General features: G+C 71.7%; 23 protein-coding genes. 8 read left to right on the top strand and 15 right to left on the bottom strand.

Annotated elements, in window-relative coordinates; all coding sequences use genetic code 11:
- The first annotated feature begins 78 nt into the window (after positions 1-78).
- The 3 genes from gcvPA (at position 79) to DJ021_RS09855 (ending at position 3,541) form a co-directional block, all read left to right on the top strand.
- Positions 79-1,425 (top strand): aminomethyl-transferring glycine dehydrogenase subunit GcvPA, encoded by a 1,347-nt coding sequence (gene gcvPA / locus DJ021_RS09865; protein WP_111457382.1) that lies wholly within the window; start codon positions 79-81, stop codon positions 1,423-1,425.
- On the top strand, positions 1,422-3,002 hold the full coding sequence (gene gcvPB, locus DJ021_RS09860; protein ID WP_111457381.1) for an aminomethyl-transferring glycine dehydrogenase subunit GcvPB: 1,581 nt from the start codon (positions 1,422-1,424) through the stop codon (positions 3,000-3,002). The genes gcvPA and gcvPB overlap by 4 nt, the downstream gene beginning before the upstream one ends.
- Positions 3,003-3,139: 137 nt before the next feature.
- Complete coding sequence (locus tag DJ021_RS09855) at positions 3,140-3,541, top strand: hypothetical protein (protein ID WP_111459049.1); 402 nt, start codon at positions 3,140-3,142, stop codon at positions 3,539-3,541.
- A 117-nt stretch (positions 3,542-3,658) separates the two neighbouring features.
- On the opposite strand, the gene DJ021_RS09850 is transcribed toward DJ021_RS09855, so the two are convergent.
- The 9 genes from DJ021_RS09850 to DJ021_RS09810 form a co-directional block, all read right to left on the bottom strand.
- Entirely contained in the window at positions 3,659-4,153 is a 495-nt protein-coding gene (locus DJ021_RS09850; RefSeq protein ID WP_111457380.1) for a F0F1 ATP synthase subunit B family protein, read from the bottom strand.
- Between the two features lie 8 nt (positions 4,154-4,161).
- Entirely contained in the window at positions 4,162-4,710 is a 549-nt protein-coding gene (locus DJ021_RS09845) for a F0F1 ATP synthase subunit B family protein (protein WP_111457379.1), read from the bottom strand.
- Positions 4,711-4,716: 6 nt separating this feature from the next.
- Complete coding sequence (locus DJ021_RS09840) at positions 4,717-4,950, bottom strand: F0F1 ATP synthase subunit C (RefSeq protein WP_111457378.1); 234 nt, start codon at positions 4,948-4,950, stop codon at positions 4,717-4,719.
- A gap of 35 nt (positions 4,951-4,985) precedes the next feature.
- Entirely contained in the window at positions 4,986-5,786 is an 801-nt protein-coding gene (locus tag DJ021_RS09835) for a F0F1 ATP synthase subunit A (protein ID WP_424443729.1), read from the bottom strand.
- Between the two features lie 40 nt (positions 5,787-5,826).
- Positions 5,827-6,174 (bottom strand): AtpZ/AtpI family protein, encoded by a 348-nt coding sequence (locus DJ021_RS09830; protein ID WP_111457376.1) that lies wholly within the window; start codon positions 6,172-6,174, stop codon positions 5,827-5,829.
- Between the two features lie 186 nt (positions 6,175-6,360).
- Positions 6,361-9,804 carry a chromosome segregation protein SMC gene (smc, locus tag DJ021_RS09825; protein WP_111457375.1) on the bottom strand — a complete coding sequence of 1,148 codons (3,444 nt, stop codon included), beginning with the start codon at positions 9,802-9,804 and terminating at the stop codon, positions 6,361-6,363.
- A 15-nt stretch (positions 9,805-9,819) separates the two neighbouring features.
- Positions 9,820-10,422 carry a DsbA family protein gene (locus tag DJ021_RS09820; RefSeq protein WP_111459048.1) on the bottom strand — a complete coding sequence of 201 codons (603 nt, stop codon included), beginning with the start codon at positions 10,420-10,422 and terminating at the stop codon, positions 9,820-9,822.
- A gap of 8 nt (positions 10,423-10,430) precedes the next feature.
- Entirely contained in the window at positions 10,431-11,045 is a 615-nt protein-coding gene (locus DJ021_RS09815) for a DsbA family protein (protein ID WP_111457374.1), read from the bottom strand.
- A 109-nt stretch (positions 11,046-11,154) separates the two neighbouring features.
- Entirely contained in the window at positions 11,155-11,691 is a 537-nt protein-coding gene (locus DJ021_RS09810) for a DUF721 domain-containing protein (RefSeq protein WP_111457373.1), read from the bottom strand.
- Between the two features lie 91 nt (positions 11,692-11,782).
- Here DJ021_RS09810 and mutY point away from each other — a divergent pair, with 91 nt between their 5' ends.
- Positions 11,783-12,829: an A/G-specific adenine glycosylase gene (gene mutY, locus DJ021_RS09805; RefSeq protein WP_111457372.1), complete on the top strand. Its 1,047-nt coding sequence runs from the start codon at positions 11,783-11,785 to the stop codon at positions 12,827-12,829.
- Here the strand turns inward: mutY and DJ021_RS09800 are convergent.
- From DJ021_RS09800 to ygfZ, 6 genes are all read right to left on the bottom strand, one after another.
- Positions 12,826-13,248 (bottom strand): SRPBCC family protein, encoded by a 423-nt coding sequence (locus DJ021_RS09800; RefSeq protein WP_111457371.1) that lies wholly within the window; start codon positions 13,246-13,248, stop codon positions 12,826-12,828. The genes mutY and DJ021_RS09800 overlap by 4 nt on opposite strands.
- Positions 13,249-13,324: 76 nt before the next feature.
- Positions 13,325-13,843 (bottom strand): GrpB family protein, encoded by a 519-nt coding sequence (locus DJ021_RS09795; RefSeq protein ID WP_111457370.1) that lies wholly within the window; start codon positions 13,841-13,843, stop codon positions 13,325-13,327.
- Between the two features lie 4 nt (positions 13,844-13,847).
- Entirely contained in the window at positions 13,848-14,927 is a 1,080-nt protein-coding gene (locus DJ021_RS09790) for a site-specific DNA-methyltransferase (protein ID WP_111457369.1), read from the bottom strand.
- 90 nt (positions 14,928-15,017) lie between these two features.
- On the bottom strand, positions 15,018-15,683 hold the full coding sequence (locus tag DJ021_RS09785; protein ID WP_111457368.1) for a ribonuclease HII: 666 nt from the start codon (positions 15,681-15,683) through the stop codon (positions 15,018-15,020).
- Complete coding sequence (locus tag DJ021_RS09780) at positions 15,683-16,273, bottom strand: DNA-3-methyladenine glycosylase I (protein WP_111457367.1); 591 nt, start codon at positions 16,271-16,273, stop codon at positions 15,683-15,685. Before DJ021_RS09780 ends, DJ021_RS09785 begins: the two co-directional genes overlap by 1 nt.
- Before the next feature lie 62 nt (positions 16,274-16,335).
- Positions 16,336-17,178, bottom strand: coding sequence for a CAF17-like 4Fe-4S cluster assembly/insertion protein YgfZ (gene ygfZ / locus DJ021_RS09775; protein ID WP_243625946.1), 843 nt, complete (start codon positions 17,176-17,178; stop codon positions 16,336-16,338).
- A gap of 61 nt (positions 17,179-17,239) precedes the next feature.
- Here ygfZ and DJ021_RS09770 point away from each other — a divergent pair, with 61 nt between their 5' ends.
- The 4 genes from DJ021_RS09770 to DJ021_RS09755 all read left to right on the top strand — a co-directional run bounded on the left by DJ021_RS09770 (position 17,240) and on the right by DJ021_RS09755 (position 21,358).
- On the top strand, positions 17,240-18,235 hold the full coding sequence (locus DJ021_RS09770) for a glycosyltransferase family 9 protein (protein ID WP_111457366.1): 996 nt from the start codon (positions 17,240-17,242) through the stop codon (positions 18,233-18,235).
- A complete protein-coding gene (locus DJ021_RS09765) occupies positions 18,228-19,562 on the top strand; it encodes a dihydroorotase (protein ID WP_111457365.1) in 1,335 nt (444 codons plus the stop codon). Before DJ021_RS09770 ends, DJ021_RS09765 begins: the two co-directional genes overlap by 8 nt.
- A gap of 229 nt (positions 19,563-19,791) precedes the next feature.
- Positions 19,792-20,142: a YciI family protein gene (locus DJ021_RS09760; RefSeq protein WP_111457364.1), complete on the top strand. Its 351-nt coding sequence runs from the start codon at positions 19,792-19,794 to the stop codon at positions 20,140-20,142.
- 4 nt (positions 20,143-20,146) lie between these two features.
- Entirely contained in the window at positions 20,147-21,358 is a 1,212-nt protein-coding gene (locus DJ021_RS09755; protein WP_111457363.1) for an RNA polymerase sigma factor, read from the top strand.
- Positions 21,359-21,365 lie beyond the last annotated feature (7 nt).

Raw genomic sequence — 21,365 nt, 5'->3', positions numbered from 1 at the left:
CCCGTTCGTGGGGTTCGTGTGGTTCGTGGACAAAAACCCTCTCGCCCGCCGCCTCCGCCGACACCCTGGATTGACCGCATGAGATACCTCCCCCTCACCCCCGACGACCGCGCCGAGATGCTCGGCGTGATCGGCGCGCCCAGCGTCGACGAGCTCTTCAAGGACGTGCCCGCCGCGGCCCGGGCCCAGGACCTGTTCGACCTGCCGCTGCACGCCGGCGAGCTGGAGGTGGAGCGCGAGCTCGGCCAGCTCGCCGCGCTGAACCGGCCGGCCGGCGACGGGCCGTTCTTCTGCGGCGCCGGCGCCTATCGCCACCACGTGCCGGCGACCGTCGACCACGTCATCCAGCGCTCGGAATTCCTCACCAGCTACACGCCCTACCAGCCGGAGATCGCCCAGGGCACGCTGCAGGTGCTGTTCGAGTTCCAGACCCAGGTCGCCGCGCTGACCGGCCTCGATGTGGCCAATGCCTCGATGTACGACGGCTCCACGGCTTGTGCAGAGGCTGTCATGATGGCCCAACGCGTCACCCGCCGCGAGAAGGCCATCCTCTCCGGCGGCCTGCACCCGCACTATGCCGCCACCACCCAGACCATCGCCCATGCCGAGGGCATGGAGATCGTCCGCCAGAGCGCCGCTGTCGACGCCGAGGCCGCGGTGATCGCCGCCATCGACGCGGAGACCGCCTGCGTCGTCGTCCAGACCCCCAACGTCTTCGGCGTGGTCACCGACGTGACGAGGATCGCCGAGGCCGCCCACGCCGCCGGCGCCCTGCTCATCGTGGTGACCACCGAGGCGGTGTCCTACGGCCTGTTGAAATCGCCGGGCGAGATGGGCGCCGACATCGCCGTCGCCGAGGGCCAGTCGATCGGCAACGCGCTGAACTACGGCGGCCCCTACGTCGGCCTGTTCGCCTGTCGCGAGAAGCTGGTCCGCCAGATGCCCGGCCGGCTGTGCGGCGAGACCGTCGACGCCGAGGGCCGGCGCGGCTACGTGCTGACCCTGTCGACCCGCGAACAGCACATCCGCCGCGAGAAGGCGACCTCCAACATCTGCACCAACTCCGGCCTCTGCGCGCTGGCGTTCACCATCCACCTGTCGCTGCTGGGCGAGACCGGCCTGCGGCAGCTGGCGGCGCTGAACCACGGCCGGGCCCGCGAACTGAAGGCGGCGCTGGCCGGCGTCGCCGGCGTCGAGGTGCTGACGCCGCGCTTCTTCAACGAGGTCGCCGTGCGCGTGCCCGGCGACGCCGCCGCCCTGGTCGAGGCTCTGCTGGCCGACGGGGTGGTGGCCGGCGTCCCCTACTCGCGCCTCGACCCGCACGCCGGCCTCGACGACGTGCTGCTGCTGGCCGCCACCGAGACCACCACCTCAGACGACATCGCGGCCCTCGTCGCCGCCCTGCAACGGAAGATCGGCCGATGACCCTGCATAACGTCGGCCGCCCGACCCGGCCGCAAGCCGCCGCCTCCGACGGCCACGCCTCGCTGACCGGCGCCCGCGGCCTGTTGCAGGACGAGCCGCTGCTGTTCGAGCTCGGCGGCTGGGAAAAGACCGGCGTCGACCTGCCGGCGCCCGAGCACGACGCCTCCGACCTCGGCGACCTGGTGCGCGCCGCGCCGATCGGCCTGCCCGGCCTCTCCGAGCCCGAGGCCATGCGCCACTACGTGCGGCTGTCCCAGAAGAACCACGCCATCGACCTGGCGCTCTATCCGCTCGGCTCGTGCACCATGAAGCACAACCCGCGGCTCAACGAGAAGATGGCCCGCCTGGCCGGTTTCGCCGACCTGCACCCCCTGCAGCCGCAGTCGACGACACAAGGCGCGCTGCAGCTGATGGACCGGCTGGCGCACTGGCTGAAGACGCTGACCGGCATGCCCGCCGTGGCGCTGTCGCCCAAGGCCGGCGCCCACGGCGAGCTCTGCGGCCTGCTGGCCATCCGCGCCGCCCACGAGGCCGCCGGCCACGGCCACCGCCGCCGGGTGCTGGTGCCCACCTCCGCCCACGGCACCAACCCCGCCACCGCCGCCTTCGTCGGCTACTCGGTCACCGAGATCGCCCAGACCGACGACGGCCGCGTCGATTTGTCCGACCTCGAATCCAAGCTTTCCGACGACGTCGCGGCCATCATGGTCACCAACCCGAACACCTGCGGGCTGTTCGAACGCGACATCCTGGAGATCAGCCGCCTCACGCACGAAGCCGGCGCTTATTTTTACTGTGACGGCGCCAACTTCAACGCCATCGTCGGCCGCGTTCGCCCCGGCGACCTCGGCGTCGACGCCATGCACATCAACCTGCACAAGACCTTCTCCACCCCGCACGGCGGCGGCGGGCCGGGCGCAGGGCCGGTGGTGCTGTCGGCGGCCCTCGCCCCCTTCGCCCCCGCCCCCTGGGTGGTGCACGGCGAAGGCGGCCTGCACCTGGTCGAGGAAGCCATCGACGAGGCCGCCCAGGCCTTCGGCCGGATGTGCGCCTTCCAGGGCCAGATGGGCATGTTCGTCCGCGCCTACGCCTACATGCGCAGCCACGGCGCCGACGGCCTGCGCCAGGTGGCCGAGGACGCCGTCCTCAACGCCAACTACATCAAGGCCCGGCTGTCCTCGGTGATGACCCCGGCCTTCCCGGAGGGGCCCTGCATGCACGAGGCGCTGTTCGACGACAGCTGGCTCGAGGACACCGGGATCACCACCCTCGACTTCGCCAAGGCGATGATCGACGAGGGCTTCCACCCGATGACCATGTACTTCCCGTTGGTGGTGCACGGCGCCATGCTGATCGAGCCAACGGAGACCGAGTCCAAGCGCGAACTGGACCGGTTCTGCGACGCGCTGGAAGCCCTCGCCCAGGCGGCCAAGGCCGGCGACGCGGAGCGCTTCAAGGGCGCGCCCTACCTTGCGCCGCTGCGGCGTCTGGACGAGACGCTGGCGGCCCGCAAGCCGAAGCTGACGTGGCGCCCAGAACCCACGACTGTGGCGCCGGCGCCATTAGCGGCCGAATAGATCGACAATCCTAAAAATTAACCCGGCGTTGCCTTTACGACTCCACGACGCGTTCGCATATCGGGTTTAGCGCGGTGGTGGTCCGACCTCCCCCGGCCCATCCGTGCGCCCCCAGGTAGCCCCACGTGTCCTTCGCCATGCCCAGCCTGCGCGTCCATCGCGCCTCCGACGAGTACGCCCGCGAGATCGCCGGGCGGATCAGCCGTTTCCTGCTGCTGACGCTGGGCAGCGTGATCATGCTAGCCGGTCTGGTGCTGGCCCCGCTGCCGGGCCACATCGGCCTGCCGCTGCTGGTCGTCGGGCTGATGATCGTGCTGCGCAACTCCTTCCGGGCGAAGCGGCAGTTCGTGCGCATGCAGCGCGCCCACCCGAAGATGGTCTTTCCGATCCGGCGGCTGATGCGCCGCGAGCCGGAGATCGTGCTGGTCTTCTGGCAGCAGTACCTGCGCGTCGAGCGCCTGGTCCTGCCCAAGCGCATCCGCTTTGCGATCAATGCCCGCCGCTACCTGAAGCGCCGCTTCCGGCCGCGCGAGGCGTAACCGGAACGATCGCCCATCCCGGCGAAAGCTGGGACCAAACAGCAAGAAGCCCCGGATGCGGATCCGGGGCTTCGTTGTATCTGGTGGCCGGCTGTCGCCGGGCCGCGCGGAGCGCTGTTACTGCAGCTTGCCGGCGAGCTGGCTGATGGCCTTGTCGACCAGCGGATCGGTCTTGGCGCCAGCCAGCCGCTGGGTCAACACCCGCTCGGCCATGCTGGACGCCAGGTCGGCGGCGGCGGCCTTGACCTCGGCGGCGGCCTGCGATTCCGCCATGGCGATCCGGCGCTCGGCCAGTTGGCCGCGGCGCTCGATCTGCTCGGCGAGCTTGGCCTGGGAGTCGGCCTGCAGGCGCTGGGCTTCTTCCCGGGCGTTGGCCATGATCTCGGCGGCGAGCTTCTCGGACTGCTCGCGCTGGGTCTTGATCTGCGCCAGCAGGCCTTGCGCCTCCTCGCGGAGCCGGTTGGCCTCGTCGAGCTGCGACTGGACCTTGAGGCCGCGGGCGTCGATCGCCTTGGCGGCCAGGCCGGGCACGCCGGCCATCACCAGCACGCCGACGAAGACCACGAGGGCGACGCCAACCCAGAAGTGAGCGTCGGTCAGGATTTCCACGATGGCTTCCTTCAGGCCCGGGCCGGCGCGGCGGAGGCGAGCTCCGCCGGCGTCGGCGACTTGCCGGTCAATTTGTCGACGATGGCCTTGGCGGCGTCGGCGGCGATGTCGCCCACGCTGGCCATGGCCGCGTCGCGAGCGGCGGCGATCCGGGTTTCGGCCGCCGCCCCCGTCTGGGCGAGGCGGGCCTCTTCCTCGGCGAGGCGGGCGGAGATCTCGGCCTGCGCCTTGGCGCGGGCTTCGGAGGCCAGCTTCATCGCCTGGGCGCGGGCCTGGGCGGTGTCGGCGGCGGCGGCCGCGGCTTGCGCGTCCGCCTCTTCCTTCAGGCGGCGGGCTTCCGCCACGTCGCCTGCGATCTTGCCCTCACGCTCCGCGATGGTCCCGCCGATCCGCGGCACGAACACCCGCGACATCAGGATGAAGACGATCACGAAGAAGATCAGGAACCAGGCCATCTGGCCTGGCCACATGGCCACGTCGAACTGCGGCAGACCGCCGGAGCCCTCTTCGTGGCCCGGCGCCCCGGTCTCTTCGTGGGTCTCGGCAGCGGGACCTTGCATGGGTGGTTAGCCGACCTTCACGAACAGGATGATGAAGGCCATCACGAGCGCGAAGATGCCCAGGGCTTCCGTCAGCGCAAGGCCGAGGAACAGCATCGGCTGCTGGCTGGCGGCGGCCGACGGGTTGCGGATGGCGGACGCCAGGTAGTTGCCGAACAGCACGCCCAGGCCGACGCCCGCGCCGATGAGGCCCATCGTGGCCAGGCCAGCGCCGATGTATTTGGCGGAAACAGGATCCATTTGCTCTTAACCCCTTTGGAGAATTCGGTTGATGACTAGTGGCCGTGACCGAGGTTCACGACGTCGTTGAGGTAGACGGTGGTCAGCGCGGCGAACACGAAGGCCTGCAGGAAGGCCACGATGAACTCCAGCGCGGTCAAGGCGACCACCATGGCGAACGAGACGCCCGACCCAGCGAAAGCCAGGTAGGCGATGCCGCCCTGCAGGGCGAACAGCCCCAGGCCGACCACGAAGCTGGCGAACATGTACATGACCACGTGGCCGCCCAGCATGTTGCCGAACAGTCGCATGGCCAGGGTCACGGGCCGGATCATGAAGGACAGGAACTCGAGCGGCGCCACCAGCATCAGCATCGGCAGCGGCAGGCCCGAGGGCGTGAACAGCTTGAAGAAGCCCAGGCCGTTCTTGATGAAGCCGATCGCCACCACGCTGAGGAAGCTGATCAGCGCCAGCGTCAGGGTGACCGCCAGCTGGGCGGTGGCCGTGAAGGTCCACTCCTGGTGCGCCAGGTTGCCGAACGCCAGCAACAGACCGGCCATGTTCATGACCAGAACCAGCATGAAGATGGTGAAGATGAACGGCACATAGGGCCGGCCCGAGTGGCCCATGATCGGGCCGACCAGGGTCTGGTCGATGAGGTCGAAGAGGCTCTCGCCCACGGACTGCAGGCGGCCCGGCACCAGCTGGCGCTTGCCGGCGGCGAACAGGAAGGCGCAGGCCACGAAGGCCGCGAAGGCCATGGCCAGGGTCGCGTTGGTGATCGACATGTCCAGCGTCAAGCCGCCGATGTGCAACGGCGGGATCTTCACGAGGGGATGGACCAGAAACTGTTCCATCGGTGCGATCGGGGGCGCTTCGGCCATCTGTCCTACCGTCTCAATCGTCCGTCTTGTCGGTGACGTCCGGCTTGGGCGCCGTCGTTTCCGACTCCGTCTTGGCCCACGCCCCGGCGCCACGGATGGCGACGAAGGTGGACACCCCCACGCCGATCAGCAGACCGCCGATCAGGCCGAAGGGGGCCGTATGCGCGAAGCTGTCGAACAGCCAGCCGAAACCCAGCCCGCCGAGCACCCCGCCCACCACTTCTCCAAGGAAGCGGTAACCCTGCCCCATGGCCCGCTGCGTCGCGACGCCGGACTTCGGCGTACGCTTCGCCTCGAACGCGGCCAATCGCGCGTCGAGGCTCTTTAGCGCCTCGTCTCGCGATTCGTCCGTCTGGGGCATGCGTCGAGCCTATAGACCGCGACGTCCGCCGCCACGGCTGGGGCTTTCAGGTCGCGCGGAACCTATAGACCGTGATGCGGTGCGTCAAGGCTGGGCAGGAGGTTCATAAGTAGCTGTTTTTGCTGGCGTTATTTCCGGTCGCGACATATGACCCGCCGCCACCGCGAGCCACGTCCGCGACGGCCGCTATTGCGCGGCCATGGCTTCGGCCTGGCGCAGATCCACCGAGACCAGTTGCGAGACGCCGCGTTCGGCCATGGTGACGCCGAACAACCGGTCCATGCGGGCCATGGTCACCGGATTGTGGGTGATGGCGATGAAGCGGGTCTGGGTGCGCCGGCGCATCTCGTCGAGCATGTTGCAAAACCGGTCGACGTTGGCGTCGTCGAGCGGCGCGTCCACCTCGTCCAGCACGCAGATCGGGGCCGGCTGGGCGAGGAAGACGGCGAAGATCAGCGCCGCCGCGGTCAGCGCCTGCTCGCCGCCGCTCATCAGGCTCATGGTCGCCATCCGCTTGCCCGGCGGGCAGGCGTAGATCTCCAGGCCGGCCTCGAGGGGATCTTCCGATTCGACCAGCCGCAGCTCGGCCTGGCCGCCCTCGAACAGGGTCGAGAACAGCGTCTTGAAGTGCTCGTTGATCACCTCGAAGGCGGCGACCAGCCGCTCGCGGCCCTCGGCGTTGAGCTCGTCGATCCCCTCGCGCAGCCGCGCGATGGCGCCGGTCAGGTCCGCGCGCTCGGTCTGCATGGCCAGCAGGCGCGCAGCGTGCTCGCCGGCCTCTTCCTCGGCGCGCAGGTTGACCGGCCCGATGGCGTCGCGCTGGCGTTCCAGGTTGTAGAGATGGCCCTCCATGCCGCTGGCGTCGGCGGGAATGGCGACCGCCTCGTCGGCGAGCTTGCGGGCCAGCTCCTCGGGCTCGATCCGGGCGGTTTCGCGGATCTGGGCGCCGACCTCCGTCAGGCGCTGGGCGGCGGCTTCGGCGTGGGCGGCGAGGCTGGCGCGCAGCTCGCGAGCCTCGGACGCCTGCGCCTCGGCGGCGCGCAGGCCGCGATCGGCCTCGGCGCGCTCGTGCTCGGCGGCGGCCAGCGCGTCGGAGGACTTGGCGCGACGGGCCTCCGCCGCCGACAGCTCGTCCAGCAGGGCGCCGCGGCGGGCGTCCAGGGTCTCCGGCGCGATCCGGGCCTTGTCGAGTTCGGCCTTCGCCTTGTCCCGAGCCTGCGCCAGGCTCTCCAGCCGCTTGGCGGCGGCGGCGGTGCGGCGGGTCCAGTCGTCGCGGTCGCGGGTCAGGTTCTCCAGCCGCCGGGCGCGGCCGTCGCGCTCGCGGATCTCCAACTCCAGGGCGCTGCGGGCGGCGGCGGCGGCCTCGCGGGCCGGTCCGGCGGCGGCGCGCGCGGCGGCGAGCCGGTCGGCCAGGTCGTGGGCGGCGCCCTCGCCCGCGGCGGCCTCGGCGGCGGCGACGAGCGCCGCCTCATGCTCGGCCAGCTCGGCCTCGAAGCGGCGGATGACGTCGTCCAGCGAGGCGGCGTGGGCTTCCTTGCGGGCGGCCTCGCGCTCGAAGCGTTCCAGGGCGGCGCGGGCCTGGGCGGCCTTCTGCTCCAGCGCCGGCGGCTCGCGCCGCGCGGTCCGCAGCACCTCGTCGGCTGTGCGCAACGCGGCGGCGGCGGCGGCCAGCGCCTCGCGGGCGGCCTTGGCGCGGGGCTCCAGCTTCTCGATTTCGGTCTCGACCTCGGTCAGCCGGGTCTTCTGCTCCAGCCGCACGGCGGCAGGCTTTGGCGCGTCGGCGCGGGCGGTGAAGCCGTCCCAGCGCCAGAGGTCGCCCTCCTTCGACACCAGCCGGCAGCCGGGCGCGAGTTGGCCCTGCAGCCGGTCGCCGTCGGCGCGGTCCGCCAATGCGATGAAGGCCAGGCGCGCGGCCAGCGCGGCCGGCGCCTTGACCAGCGGCGCCAGCGGCGTCGCGCCCGCGGGCCAGGCCGGGGCCTGCGCCTCGCGGCCGCCCCAGAAGGACGGGGCCTTGGGGTCGAGCGCCGCGTCCAGGTCGTCGCCGAGCGCGGCGGCCAGGGCGCGTTCGTATCCGCGGTCCGGCGATACGGCGTCCAGGGCCGGGGTGAAGCCGCCGCGGCGGGCCTGGGCCACCAGCCCGGCCAGGGCGCGGGCCTCGGCGGTGAAGCGGCCGAGCTGCTCGTCCAGCTTGCGCGCCGCCTCTCGGGCGATGGCCTCGGCCTCGGTGGTTTTGACCCGCTGGTCCTCGGCGGCGTCGAGCGCGGCGCGGGCGGCGGCGAGCGCGCCCTCGGCGGCCTCCAGCTCGGCCTTGGCCTGCGCCGCCTGCGGGTTGGCGGGGGCGCCCAGGGCTTCGCGTTCGTGGCGCGCCTGGTCGAGGGCGCGGCGGGTGCGCGAGACGCGGGCCTGCGCCTCCTCCACCCGCTGGGCGGCGGCGCGGCGATGCGCCTCCGCGGCGGCCATCTGGGCGGCGAGCTGCTCGACCTCGGCGTCCGCGGCGGCGCGGGTGGCCTCGGCGGCGCGGGCCGCGGCCTCCAGCTCCGGCGCGCGCTCGGGCGCCGCGGCGATGGCGGCCTCCAGGGCGGCGAGGTCGTCGGCCAGCCGGGTCAGGGCCGCATCGGCGTCCTCGACGATGTGGGATTCGCGCGCCCGGTCGGCGTCGATGCGGGTGATCTCCCCGCCCAGCCGCTCCAGCTCGGCGGCGTGCGCCTCGGCCTCGCGGTCCAGGCGGTCCTTGTCGATCGCCAGCTTGTGCAGGATCGCGGCGGAGACCGTCTCGGCCTCCCGCAGCGGCTTGATGGCCTCCTCGGCGACCGCCGCGCGGGTGGTGGCCTGGGCGGCGCGCTGGGCGGTTTCCTCGACGGCGCGCACGGCGGCGGCGGCCTCGGCGCCCAGGCGTTCGGCGGCGGCGCGGGCCTCGTCCCAGCGGGCATAGAGCACGGCGCCTTGCAGGGTGCGGATCTCGGCGGAGAGCTTCTTGTAGCGTTCGGCCTGGCGCGCCTCGCGCTTCAGCCGGCCGAGCGTGGTCTCCAGCTCGCGGGCGACGTCGTCGAGCCGGGCGAGGTTGGCCTCGGCGGCGCGCAGCCGCAGCTCGGCCTCGTGCCGGCGCGAATGCAGGCCGGAGACGCCGGCCGCCTCTTCCAGGATCATCCGGCGGTTCTGCGGCTTGGCGGCGATCAGTTCGGAGATCTGCCCCTGGCGCACCAGCGCCGGGGAGTTGGAGCCGGTGGAGGCGTCGGCGAACAGGAGCTGGACGTCGCGGGCCCGCACCTCGCGGCCGTTGATCCGGTAGGTGGAGCCGGCGCCCTTGTCGATCCGGCGCACCACCTCCAGCACCGGGTGGTCGTTGAACGCCGCCGGCGCGCGGCGGTCGGCGTTGTCGATGGTCAGCGAGACTTCCGCGTGGTTGCGGCCCGGCCGGTTGGCGGCGCCGGCGAAGATCACGTCGTCCATGCCGCCGGCCCGCATGGCCTTGGCGGAGTTGGCGCCCATCACCCAGCGCAGGGCTTCCAGGAGGTTCGACTTGCCGCAGCCGTTCGGCCCCACGATGCCCGTGACTCCGGGCTCGATCCGGAACTCGGTCGGATCGACGAAGGACTTGAAGCCCGCGAGGCGCAGCCTCTGGAAGTGCACGGCGCTCGCGCCCTCCTACTTCCCGGCCGCGGCGATCGCCGCCTCAAGCTCCGCCAGGCTCATGTCGCCGGCCCCGACCTTCTTGCCGTTGACGAAGAAGGTCGGCGTGCCGTCGACGCCGTCGTGGTCCTGGGCGTCCTGCGCCCGGCCGCGCACCGCCTTCAGCGCCGCCTCGTCGGCGAGGCAGGCCTCGAACTGGGCGTCCGTCAGGCCGTTGGCCTTGGCGATCTCCAGGAACACCGGCTTGATCGGCGTGGTCTGCCAGCGCGGCTGGCTGCGGAACACCTCGTCGACCACCTTGAAGTATTTCGAGGGCCCGGCGCAGCGCGCCATCATGAAGCCCGCCGCCGCCACTTCCGGCGGATCGGTCAGCATCTCCTTGAGGGTGTAGCGGACCTTGCCGGTGTCGACGTACTTCTTCTTGAAGGCCGGGAAGACGTCCTCGTTGAACTTCGCGCAGTGCGGGCAGCTCAGCGAGGCGTATTCCAGCACCTGGATCTTGGCCTTCGGATTGCCGAGGCTCATGTCCTGCGGGCCGGCGACCGGCGCCGCCACGGCGGCCCCGGCGATCAGGAGGGCGGCGGCGGCGAGCGCGGCGCGGCGGCTGAACGAGCCCATGGCCATTCCTACTTCGCGGCTTCGGTGATGGCGGTATCGAGCTGCGCCAGGCTGACCTCGCCCTCGGCCACCTTCTTGCCGTTGACCAGGAAGCTGGGCGTGCCGGTGATCTTGTCGTCCTTCACCGCCCGCTCGACGCGGGTGTTCAGGGCCTTCAGCGCGTTCTCGTCGGCGACGCACTTGTTGAACTGGTCTTCGGTCATGCCCGACGACTGGGCGATGCGCAGCAGGACGCCGCGGAAGTCGCCGGTCTGGAACATCTCGGCCTGGTTCTTGTAGATCGAGTCCAGGACCGTGAAGTACTTGTCCTTGCCCGCGCAGCGCGCGACCAGGAAGCCGGCGGCGGCCACCTGCTCCGGCGGGGTGAGGAACTCCTTCAGGGTGTAGTGCACCTTGCCGGTGTCGATGTACTTCGCCTTGAAGGCCGGGAAGACCTCGTTGTTGAACCGCGCGCAGTGGCTGCAGCTGGCCGAGGCGTACTCCGTCACCTGCACCTTGGCGTCGGCCTTGCCGAGGCTCATGTCGTCGGTGGAGACGCCGCCGCTGGCTGCGCCCTTGTTGCACCCGGCGAGCGAGAGGCCGGCCACGGCGGCTGCGACGACGAGGAGACGGCGGCTGAGCATGGTGACCTTCCTGCGGATTCGAATGAAAGATTAAAGCGCGATTCCCTGCGCGTCGCGCGGTTCGCCCACCTATCCCTAGCGGATGGGACGGTGGCGCTTTCGAGTCAATCTATCGCTGCTGTCGCAACACCCCGCGGCCGAGCGCCATCAGCGCCCGCTTCAGCGGTCCGTCCGGCGCGTCGGCGAGGTCCTGCGCCAGCTTCGCCTCCTGCGCGGCGTCGAGCGGCGCCAGGCGCTTGCGCGGCGGCGGCGGCTCGGCCAGGGCGCGCAGCGGCCCCTGCACGATCCGCAGCTTCTGCACCGCCTCGGCGCCCAGGAACAGGTTCACCCGCGCCAGGATCTCGTGGGCCTGGTGCTGGATGATGGCGGCCGAGGGTCCGGCCACGCGGATCTCCAGCGACGACGGCCCGCCGTTGCGGCCCTTCACCAGCTTCACCGGCTCGGTGCGCTTGGCGACCTCCGGCCCCACCACCTCGCGCCAGCGGGCCTGCAACGCGCCGGGGCCCTGGCCGAAGCGGGCGTCGAACTCGCGCAGGGTCTTGTTCAGCGCCCGTCCGAGCGGCGGCGGCGGCCGACGGACCGGCCGCGTGCGCTTGGCGGTGAGGATCCGCATGGCTTCTTCGGGCGAGGGCAAGGGCCGGCGCATGGCCTGATCTTACCTGTCCTGGCCGCGCTGGCGATAGCGGACGGAGCCGATAGTCGCTGCGCGCCGGGGCCGATGGCGATATGCACGGGCCGTGACCGCCGACACGCTCCGCGCCCAGCTGCTCGCCTGGTACGACGCCGGCGCCCGCGACCTGCCCTGGCGCGTGCGGCCGGCGGCGCAGGCCTCCGGCCTGCGGGCAGACCCGTACCGCGTATGGCTCTCCGAGGTGATGCTGCAGCAGACCACCGTGCCGCACGCCACGCCCTACTTCCTGAAGTTCACCGCCCGCTGGCCCTCCGTCACCGACCTGGCCAACGAGGACGACGGCGAGGTGATGGCCGCCTGGGCGGGCCTCGGCTACTACGCCCGCGCCCGCAACCTGCTGGCCTGCGCCCGCGCCGTGGCCCGCGAGCACGGCGGCGTCTTCCCCGACACCGAGGAGGGCCTGCGGATCCTGCCGGGGCTTGGGCCCTACACCGCCGCGGCGGTGGCGGCGATCGCCTTCGACCGGCCGGGCAACGTGGTGGACGGCAACGTCGAGCGGGTGATGGCGCGGCTGTTCGCGGTCGAGCAACCGCTGCCCGACGCCAAGCCGGAGCTGAAGCGGCTCGCCGCCGCCCTGGTGCGCGACCAGCGGCCGGGCGACTGGGCCCAGGCGCTGATGGACCTGGGCGCCACCCTGTGCCGGCCGAAGGCGCCGATCTGCGACCGTTGCCCGGTCGCCGGCCATTGCGCCGCGCTCGCCACCGGCGCGCCCGAGACCTTTCCGCGCCGCACCGCCAAGGCAGAGCGCCCGCACCGCTATGGCGTCGCCTATGTGCTGACCCGCGGCGAGGAGGTGGCCCTGGTGCGCCGGCCGCCCAAGGGGCTGCTCGGCGGCATGCTGGCCCTGCCGACCAGCGACTGGCGCAGCGCGCGCTGGTCCGACGCCGAGGCGCTGGACGCCGCGCCCGCCGACGCCTCCTGGCGCGGGGTCGGCGAGGTGGAGCACGGCTTCACCCACTTCACCCTGACCCTGCAGCTGCTGCGCGCCGAGGGCGAGGCCGACGACGTCATCTGGACGGCCCGGCGCGGGCTCGACGCCCTGCCCAGCGTGTTCCTGAAGGCCGCGCGAGCGGGGCTGGGCGCCCTGCTCTAGCGGACGACAGCCTTCTCGAGGCCTTCCAGCATCATGGCCCAGGTCTTTTCGTACTGCGCCCTATGCTCCGTGTCCGAGGGGTGCTCCGCGCCATCCGCGCTCGCCTGGGTGACGGTGACCAGGGCGCCGCCCTCCTCGGGGGCCAGCTCGAAGGTCACGAGGTGCTCGCCGCCAGGGGCGCCCGAGCTCCGATGGGTGTAGCTCAGACAGCGCTGTGGTTCGAAGGATCGCACCTCGCCGCGATCCTCGAAGGCCTTGCCGTCGTACTCGCCGCGCATGGTGATCGGTCCGCCGACGCGCCAGTCGGTCTGCACGTCCGCGCCCAGCATGTAGGCCTTCATGCCCTCGCGGGAGGTGAGGGTGCGCCAGACGTCCGCCGCCTGAGCCGGGATGAGCCGTGAAACCTGAACCGTCGCCATGCGAAGACCTCCGGCTGGGGGTGCAAACGCAGGACGGCGGCGTTGGCTGCCCTCGGGGTTGTCCCAGGCCTGCGCCTTAGAGCGCCAGCACCCGCTGAACGAAGGCCGTCTTGGCGGCGGTATAGGCCCGCCGGTCGGTGGGATGCTCGACGACCAGGCGCCGCTTGAGGGCTGCGTAGTCGTCGCGCAACCGCGGATCCCTGCGCAGGCGGTCGCGGAACCGCAGCGTCACGATCCACTCCTCCTGGCCGTACTCGACGAAGTGGGCCAGGTGCGTTCGCGCGAGGCCTTTGCCGTAGATGTGGTGGCCGGGGACGATCTCGCGCCCGCGATCCTCATAGCCCAGGGCGGCCATGGAGGGGCCGCTGGCCGCCGCGTCGGACAGCCGGCGGACGCCCACCAACAGGTCGATGATCGGCTTGGCCGGCAGGCCGGGCACGGACGTGCTGCCGTAGTGCTCGATGGCCACGACCAAGGGACCCAGCGCCGAAGCGATGCGCGCGGCTTCCTCGGCATAGGCGCGCGACCACTCGGGATTGGCCTCGGCGAGGCGGTTCTCGTCCTGCCGGAGCCCGAGCCCGAACGGGTCGCTCATCGGCTCACGCGGCGAGCTGGCTCCGCACCTTGGCGCGCAGCACGTCGATGGGGGCGAGGCCCGCGTCGGTCTTGAAGTGCCAGTAGGTCCAGCCGTTGCAGGCGGGCGCGGACTGCACCATGGCGCCGACCTTGTGGATCGAGCCGGCCAGTTCGCCGACCACCAGGCTGCCGTCGGCGCGGACGCGGGCGGCGTGGCGGCCCTTGTCGTCATAGAGCACGTCGCCGGGGCGCAGCAGGCCGGCCTCGACAATCTGGCCGAAGGGGATGCGCGGCTCGGACTTCTTGGAGCCGGTGATCACCACCTCGTCGGCGGTCGCCGGGATCACCTTGGCAATCCGTTGCCTGGCGAGCTTGGCGTAGGCCTCTTCCCGCTCGATGCCGATGAAGCGGCGGCCCAGCCGCTTGGCGGCGGCGCCGGTGGTGCCGGTGCCGAAGAAGGGATCGAGGATCACGTCGCCCGGGCGGGTGGAAGCCAGGATCACCCGGTGCAGCAGGGCCTCCGGCTTCTGGGTCGGGTGGGCCTTGGCGCCCGTCTCGTCCTTCAGCCGCTCCTCGCCGGTGCACAGCGGCAGCGTCCAGTCCGAGCGCATCTGCAGCTCGTCGTTGGCCATCTTCATGGCGTCGTAGTTGAAGGTGTAGCGCTTGCCGCCACGCGACTTGGTGGCCCAGATCAGGGTCTCGTGGGCGTTGGTGAAGCGCGTGCCCTTGAAGTTCGGCATCGGGTTGGACTTGCGCCAGACGATATCGTTGAGGATCCAGAACCCCAGGTCCTGCAGGGTCGCGCCGACCCGGAAGATGTTGTGGTAGCTGCCGATCACCCACAGCGCGCCGTCGTCCTTCAGCACCCGGCGGCACTGGAACAGCCAGGCCTTGGTGAAGGCGTCGTAGGTCTCGAAGCTTTCGAACCGGTCCCAGTCGTCGTCGACCGCGTCGACCTTGGAGTTGTCCGGCCGCAACAGGTCGCCGCCGAGCTGCAGGTTGTAGGGCGGGTCGGCGAACACCAGGTCCACCGAGCGGTCCGGCAGCTTCTTCAGCTCCTCCAGGCTGTCGCCCAGGATGATGGTTTCGGCCGGGAAGCCCATACGCGCCTCGTGAAGTCAGGAGTTTGAATCCTGGGGCTCCATGGTGAAGAGGCCGTTGCGAAACGTGGTCAACGAGAAGTTAAAGGCGCCTCAGCCGTCGAACGGCAGCTCGTCCTGCAAGGCGTCGGCGAAGGCCTGCAGCGGGTCCTTGCCCATCAGCGCCAGCTTCACCGGCCCCCAGCTCATGCGGTGGATCTCGCACGGCCCGAGGCTGAGCAGCGCCTCGGCGTGGATCGGGGCGCGGTAGCCCTTGTGGCTGGCGAAGCCGTAACCCGGATAGAGGCCGTCCATCTCCGCCATCAGCCGGTCGCGGGCGACCTTGGCCAGGATCGAGGCCGCGGCGATCGACTTCGACTTGCCGTCGCCGCCCACCACCGTCTTCACCTCGCACGGCAGCTTGAAGCGGTAGTTGCCGTCCACCAGCGCAAAGGTCGGCTGGACGGCCATGGCCTCGATGGCGCGGCACATGGCCAGGCCCGTGGCGTGCAGGATGTTGAGGCTGGCGATCTCCTCCACCGAGGCGAAGCCCACGCCCCAGGCCAACGCCTTGGCCTTGATCTCCAGCTCCAGGCCCTCGCGGGTCTTGGCCGACAGCTTCTTGGAATCGTCGAGGCCCTTGGGGAGCTTCTTCGGGTTGAGGATCACCGCGCCGGCGCTGACCGGACCGGCCCACGGCCCGCGCCCGGCCTCGTCCACCCCGCAGACCAGGCCGCCCACGAAGGCCTTCTCGAGCAGCAGCGTCGGACCCTTCGCCATCAGGCCGCCAACTCCTTGACGTGGTCGTGGCGGAAGCACCAGGTCATGTGGTCGTTGACCATGCCGACGGCCTGCATCCAGGCATAGACGATCACCGGGCCGGTGAACTTGAAGCCCTTTGCCTTCAGCGCCTTGGCGACCTCGACGGCGAGCGGCGTCTGGGCCGGCACCTGGCCGATCTCGGAGAAGCCGTTCTGGATCGGCTTGCCGCCGGTGAAGCTCCAGCAGAACTCGGAGAAGTCCTCGCCGCGGTCGCGCATGGCCAGGTAGATCTTCGCGCCGTTGATGGCCGCGTCGATCTTGGCGTTCGAGCGGATGATGCCGGCGTCGGCCATCAGCCTCGCCCGGTCCGCCTCGCCGTAGCGGGCGACGAGCTCCGGATCGAAGTTGTCGAAGGCGGCGCGGAACGCCTCGCGCTTGCGCAGGATGGTGATCCAGGCCAGCCCCGCCTGGAAGCCATCCAGCACCAGCTTTTCCCACAGCGCGCGCGAATCGTACTCCGGCACGCCCCACTCGGTGTCGTGGTACGCCTCGTAAAGCGGGTCGCCGGCCATGCCGCGCCAGCCGCACCGTTGCAGGGGAGCCGTCATCGGCGGCACTCTCAGCCGAGCCGGCCCAAAACCTCAAGGGCCGATCTGGTCGCAGCGCGACTTTAGGCGACTTCCTCGCCCAGCGCAGCGGCGAACCAGGCCGGCCGCTCGACGCGGACCGGCCGCCCATCGACGGTCAGGCCTCCGCCCCCGATCCGGTCCAGCCGCAGCGCCGCCATGGCCCGGCCGTCGCCGCCCGACAGCACCTCGCCGGCCCGCAGCTCCCCGGCCACCACCTCGGCGCCCGCGGCCGGCGGCGGTCCCTCGAAGACGATCGGCAGCATGCGGCTCTTCACCTGCCCGCGCCGCTTCATGCGCGAGGTGGTCTCCTGGCCGACGAAACAGCCCTTCTTGAAGTCGATGCCGTCCAGCAGGTCGAAGTTGGCCTCGATGGGATAGGTCTTGTCAGCGCCCCAGTCGGCGGGGCCGGGCACGCCAACCGCCAGCCGGTGCGCCTCGTAGGCCGCCTCGTCGGCGAGTTGGACGCCCTCAGGGGCCGTCGCGCCATAGCCGCGCCAGCCCAGCTCCGGCAGCCGGGGATCGGCCACCCACCCGGCCGGATCGCGGCCTTCGCCAGGCGCGGGAAAGCGGGCTGAGACCGGGAGGTCCGGCGCGGCGATCTCCACCTTCGCCCGCAGCCGGTACATGGACAGCCGCTGGATGATGGTTTCGCGATGCTCGGCCGCCACGTCCAGCCAGGCGCCGTCCTCGCGGCCGACCACGAACAGGTCGTAGAGCAGCCGCCCCTGCGGGGTCAGCAGGGCCGCGAACCGCGCCTCGCCCGGACCGAGCGTCTCCACATCCTGGGTGATCAGCCCCTGGAGGAAGCTTCGCCAGTCGGGGCCGGCCAGCGCGATGACCGCGCGGCTGGGCAAGGGGGCGTAGATCGGCGGATTCGGCATCATGGCGCACAATTTGGGACCGGCAGCGGTGGAGCGCCAGCCAAGGGCCTTCTATAGAGTGCCGATGGCGCCCGGGTCCTTCCCGATTCTGTTCATTACGGCGACCCGCATCGGTGACGCCGTCCTCTCGTCCGGCCTCGTCAAGCGGCTGGCGGACGAGATCCCGAACGCGCGCTTCACGATCGTCGCCGGGCCGGCCGCCGCCCCGCTGTTCGCGCAGGTCCCCAACCTCGACGAGGTCATCGTCTTCGCCAAGGCCAAGGACGGCAGCCACTGGTTCGACCTGTGGCGCAAGGTCCGCAGGCGCCGCTGGGGCCTGATCGTCGACCTGCGCGGCTCGGCGATCTCGCGGTTCCTGTCCACCAAGCGGCGCGCGGTCTACCGCAAGCCGACCGAGCCGATGCACAAGGTGCTGGAGGCCGCCCGCACGCTGCGGATCGAGGACTCGCCGGCCGCGCCCTACATCTACACCTCGCCCGACATCGAGGCCTACGCCGACGACCTCACCGCCGGCTCCGGCCCGATCCTGGCGGTGGCGCCGGCCGCCAACTGGGTCGGCAAGACCTGGCCGGTGGAGCGGTTCTCCCGCGTCGCCATGCGGCTGCTGGGCCCCGACGGGCCGATGCGCGGCGGACGGCTGATGGTGCTGGGCGGCCCGGAAGACCAGAAGCTGGCGCCGGGGCTGAAGGACGTGGTCCCCCGCAGCCGGTTCATCGACCTGGCCGGCAAGGTCGACCTGGTCACCGCCTTCGCCTGCCTCAAGCGCGCGCGGCTGTTCATGGGCAACGACTCCGGGACCATGCACCTGGCCGCGGCCGCCGGCATCCCGACGCTCGGCCTGTTCGGCCCCTCCGACGAACGGCACTACGCCCCCTGGGGCGAGGCTGCCCGGGTGGTGCGCGGGCCGCGCAGTTTCGAGCAGATCCACGCGGTTGACCCCGGCTTCAGCCAGGCGCTCTGTCACATGATGGACCTGAGCGTCGACACCGTCGCGCAGGCGGCCGCTGCACTGTTCACCGACACCGAGCCCTCCAGGCTCAACGAGGGGGCTCATGGCTGAGACGTTTGACCTGATCGTGCGCGGCGGCGAGGTGGTGAACCACGCTGGGCGCGGCATAGCCGACGTCGGCGTCCGCGGCGGCAAGATCGTCGCGGTCGGGGACCTCGGCCAGGCGTCCGCCGGCGAGGTGTTCGACGCCACCGGCCTGACGGTGATGCCGGGCGTCATCGACACCCAGGTGCACTTCCGCGAGCCCGGCCTGGAGTGGAAGGAGGACCTGGAGAGCGGGTCCCGCGCCGCCGTCCTGGGCGGCGTCGTCGCCGTGTTCGAGATGCCGAACACCGAGCCCACCACCACCGATCCCGACGCGCTCGCCGACAAGCTTTCGCGGGCCGAGGGGCGCATGCACTGCGACCACGCCTTCTACGTCGGCGGCACGCACGAGAACGCCGCCTTTCTCGGCGAACTTGAGCGGCTGCCCGGCTGCTGCGGGATCAAGGTGTTCATGGGCGCCTCGACCGGCAGCCTGCTGGTGCAGGACGACGAGGGCATCGAGCAGGTGCTGCGCCACATCAACCGCCGCGCCGCCTTCCACTCCGAGGACGAGTACCGTCTCGCCGACCGCCGGCCGCTGGCCCGCACCGGCGACTGGACCAGCCACTACGAGGTCCGCGACGCGCAGTCGGCGATCCAGTCCACCGAGCGGCTGGTGCGGCTGGCCACGTCGCTGGGCAAGCGCATCCACGTCCTGCACGTCACCACCCGCGAGGAGGTGGCCTACCTCGCCGCCCACAAGGACGTGGCCAGCGTCGAGTTCACCCCGCAGCACCTGACGCTGGCCGGCCCGGAGGCCTACGAGCGGCTGAAGGGCTACGCCCAGATGAACCCGCCGATCCGCGGCGCCGAGCACCGCGAGGGCCTGTGGGCGGGGATCGCCAACGGCGTCGCCGACGTCCTCGGCTCCGACCACGCGCCGCACACCGCCGAGGAGAAGGCCCGGCCCTACCCCGCCTCGCCGTCGGGCATGCCCGGCGTACAGACCCTGCTGCCGGTGATGCTGACCCATGTGGCGGAGGGGCGGCTCAGCCTCGAGCGCCTCGTCGACCTCACCAGCCATGGCGCCAATCGCATCTTCGGCATGGCCGACAAGGGCCGGCTGGCGGTGGGCTACGACGCCGACCTGACCATCGTCGACCTGAACGCCCGACGCACCATCACCCACGGCCAGATGGCCAGCCGCGTCGGCTGGACGCCCTTCGACGGCCTGGAGGCCAAGGGCTGGCCGATCGCCACCATCATCCGCGGCCGCGTGGTCATGCGCGACGACGAGGTGGTCGCGCCGCACCTGGGCCAGCCGGTGCGGTTCCTGGAGACGCTTTCCCCTTGAGCTGTCATCCCGGTTTTCGCGAAGCGGAAGACCGGGACCCATGAACACCCGTGGTCGCTGAATATCCGGAGAGATCCGGTGTGCATGGGTCCCGGACAAGCGCTCCGCGCTTTCCGGGATGACAGTTCTTTTTGCGATGCGCCTGTCGAATCCCGCGCCGCCTGCGCGTCTCCCTGATGACGCGGCTGTTCGCGTCGGCGAAGCTCAGACCCACACGGGGGACCACACCATGCAGTACATGCTCCTGATCTACGAAGCCGAGAGCGCCTACGAAGGCCCGGCGGGCGAAGCCGCGCGCAAGGACATCGTCGCCCGGCACATGGCGCTGGCCGGCGAGCTGCGCACCAAGGGCGTGATGCAGGCGGGCTCCGGCCTGCAGTCGATCACCACCGCCACCACCGTCCTGACTGAAGGCGGCAAGCAGACCGTGCACGATGGTCCGTTTGCGGAGACCCGCGAGCACCTGGGCGGCTACTACCTGGTCGACGTGCCCGACCTCGACGCGGCGCTGGCCATCGCCAAGCGGATTCCGGCGGTGGACGGCGGCAAGGTCGAGGTGCGGCCGCTGATCCAGCACTGACGCCATGCGCGAGGCCGCCCAGGCGATCGCCACGGCCCGGCCGCGGGTGGTGGCGGCCCTGGCCGCGCGGCTGCGCGACCTCGACCTCGCCGAGGACGCCTTCGCCGACGCTGCGGCCGCCGCCCTCACCGTCTGGCCGCAGCAGGCCCCGCGCGATCCGGCCGCCTGGCTGTGGCGCGTGGGGCTGCGCAAGGCGATCGACGCCAAGCGCCGGGCGGCGACCCGCGAGCGCGCCGTGCTCGACGAGCCCGAGCCGGCGCCCACGCCCGAGGACGCCCTGATGGCCGCCGACGAGCCGATCCCCGACGAGCGCCTGCGGCTGATCTTCGTCTGCTGCCACCCCGCCATCGCGCCGGACTCCCGCGCCGCGCTGACCCTGAAGGTGGTCTGCGGCCTCTCGACCGGGCGCCTGGCGCGCGCCTTCCTGGTCGCCGAGCCGGCGATGCTGCAGCGGATCACCCGGGCCAAGCGCAAGATCCGCGACGCCGGCGTGCCCTTCGAGGTTCCCGGCCGCGCCGCCTGGCCGGAGCGGCTGGAGGCGGTGCTGTCGACCCTCGAGATCGCCTACGCCCAGGCCTATGAGGACGCCGCCCTGGCCGGCGACGGGGCGGGCTTCGCCGACGAGGTGCTGCGGCTCTCGGGCCTGCTGGCCGACCTGACGCCGCAGGAGCCCGAGGTGCTCGGCCTGGCCGCCCTGGTCCGCTACGCCGAGGCCCGGCGTCCGGCGCGGCTGGACGACACCGGCGCCATGGTCCCGCCCCCCGAGCAGGAGACCGCGCTCTGGCGTCGCGACCTGATCGCGCAGGGCGACCGCCTGCTGGACCGCGCCGCGGGACTGGGCCGCAGCGGGCCGCGCCAGATCATGGCCGCCATCCATGCGGCCCACCTGACCCGAACGGAGGGCGGCGCGACGCCCTGGAGCCAGATCGCCGCGCTCTATGACGTGCTGGCTGCGCTGCGGCCCAATCCGGTCACCCTGGTGAACCGCGCCGTCGCGGTGGGCGAGGCGCGCGGCGCAGACCAGGGCCTGGCGGCGCTGGCCGCCGCCGGCGCGCCGGCCGACTGGCTGCCCTACCAGGCCGCCCGCGCCGGCCTCTGCGCCATGGCTGGACGGAGAGCGGAGGCGGCCGAGGCGTTGGCGGCGGCGCTGGCCCTCGGACCCGCGCCCGCCGAGCGGCTGTTCCTGGAGCGGCGGCTGGCGACCCTGGCCGGCTAAGGCTTCC

The organism is Phenylobacterium hankyongense, from assembly GCF_003254505.1.
Taxonomy (GTDB): Bacteria; Pseudomonadota; Alphaproteobacteria; order Caulobacterales; family Caulobacteraceae; genus Phenylobacterium; species Phenylobacterium hankyongense.
The sequence above is the reverse complement of the archived record's forward strand: the minus strand, read 5'-3'. Positions and strand labels throughout refer to the sequence as shown.

Bases quoted from the DNA above. Each gene is read 5' to 3' on its own strand.
- DJ021_RS09830 (WP_111457376.1), bottom strand. From the start codon at position 6,174: ATGCCCCAGACGGACGAATCGCGAGACGAGGCGCTAAAGAGCCTCGAC.
- ygfZ (WP_243625946.1), bottom strand. From the start codon at position 17,178: ATGATGCCGAATCCGCCGATCTACGCCCCCTTGCCCAGCCGCGCGGTC.
- DJ021_RS09795 (WP_111457370.1), bottom strand. From the start codon at position 13,843: ATGAGCGACCCGTTCGGGCTCGGGCTCCGGCAGGACGAGAACCGCCTC.
- DJ021_RS09855 (WP_111459049.1), top strand. From the start codon at position 3,140: ATGCCCAGCCTGCGCGTCCATCGCGCCTCCGACGAGTACGCCCGCGAG.
- DJ021_RS09755 (WP_111457363.1), top strand. From the start codon at position 20,147: ATGCGCGAGGCCGCCCAGGCGATCGCCACGGCCCGGCCGCGGGTGGTG.
- DJ021_RS09815 (WP_111457374.1), bottom strand. From the start codon at position 11,045: ATGCTCAGCCGCCGTCTCCTCGTCGTCGCAGCCGCCGTGGCCGGCCTC.
- DJ021_RS09820 (WP_111459048.1), bottom strand. From the start codon at position 10,422: ATGGGCTCGTTCAGCCGCCGCGCCGCGCTCGCCGCCGCCGCCCTCCTG.
- DJ021_RS09840 (WP_111457378.1), bottom strand. From the start codon at position 4,950: ATGGATCCTGTTTCCGCCAAATACATCGGCGCTGGCCTGGCCACGATG.
- DJ021_RS09810 (WP_111457373.1), bottom strand. From the start codon at position 11,691: ATGCGCCGGCCCTTGCCCTCGCCCGAAGAAGCCATGCGGATCCTCACC.
- DJ021_RS09835 (WP_424443729.1), bottom strand. From the start codon at position 5,786: ATGGAACAGTTTCTGGTCCATCCCCTCGTGAAGATCCCGCCGTTGCAC.
- DJ021_RS09770 (WP_111457366.1), top strand. From the start codon at position 17,240: ATGGCGCCCGGGTCCTTCCCGATTCTGTTCATTACGGCGACCCGCATC.
- DJ021_RS09780 (WP_111457367.1), bottom strand. From the start codon at position 16,273: ATGACGGCTCCCCTGCAACGGTGCGGCTGGCGCGGCATGGCCGGCGAC.
- DJ021_RS09790 (WP_111457369.1), bottom strand. From the start codon at position 14,927: ATGGGCTTCCCGGCCGAAACCATCATCCTGGGCGACAGCCTGGAGGAG.
- gcvPB (WP_111457381.1), top strand. From the start codon at position 1,422: ATGACCCTGCATAACGTCGGCCGCCCGACCCGGCCGCAAGCCGCCGCC.
- DJ021_RS09760 (WP_111457364.1), top strand. From the start codon at position 19,792: ATGCAGTACATGCTCCTGATCTACGAAGCCGAGAGCGCCTACGAAGGC.
- gcvPA (WP_111457382.1), top strand. From the start codon at position 79: ATGAGATACCTCCCCCTCACCCCCGACGACCGCGCCGAGATGCTCGGC.
- DJ021_RS09845 (WP_111457379.1), bottom strand. From the start codon at position 4,710: ATGCAAGGTCCCGCTGCCGAGACCCACGAAGAGACCGGGGCGCCGGGC.
- DJ021_RS09785 (WP_111457368.1), bottom strand. From the start codon at position 15,683: ATGGCGAAGGGTCCGACGCTGCTGCTCGAGAAGGCCTTCGTGGGCGGC.
- DJ021_RS09800 (WP_111457371.1), bottom strand. From the start codon at position 13,248: ATGGCGACGGTTCAGGTTTCACGGCTCATCCCGGCTCAGGCGGCGGAC.
- DJ021_RS09765 (WP_111457365.1), top strand. From the start codon at position 18,228: ATGGCTGAGACGTTTGACCTGATCGTGCGCGGCGGCGAGGTGGTGAAC.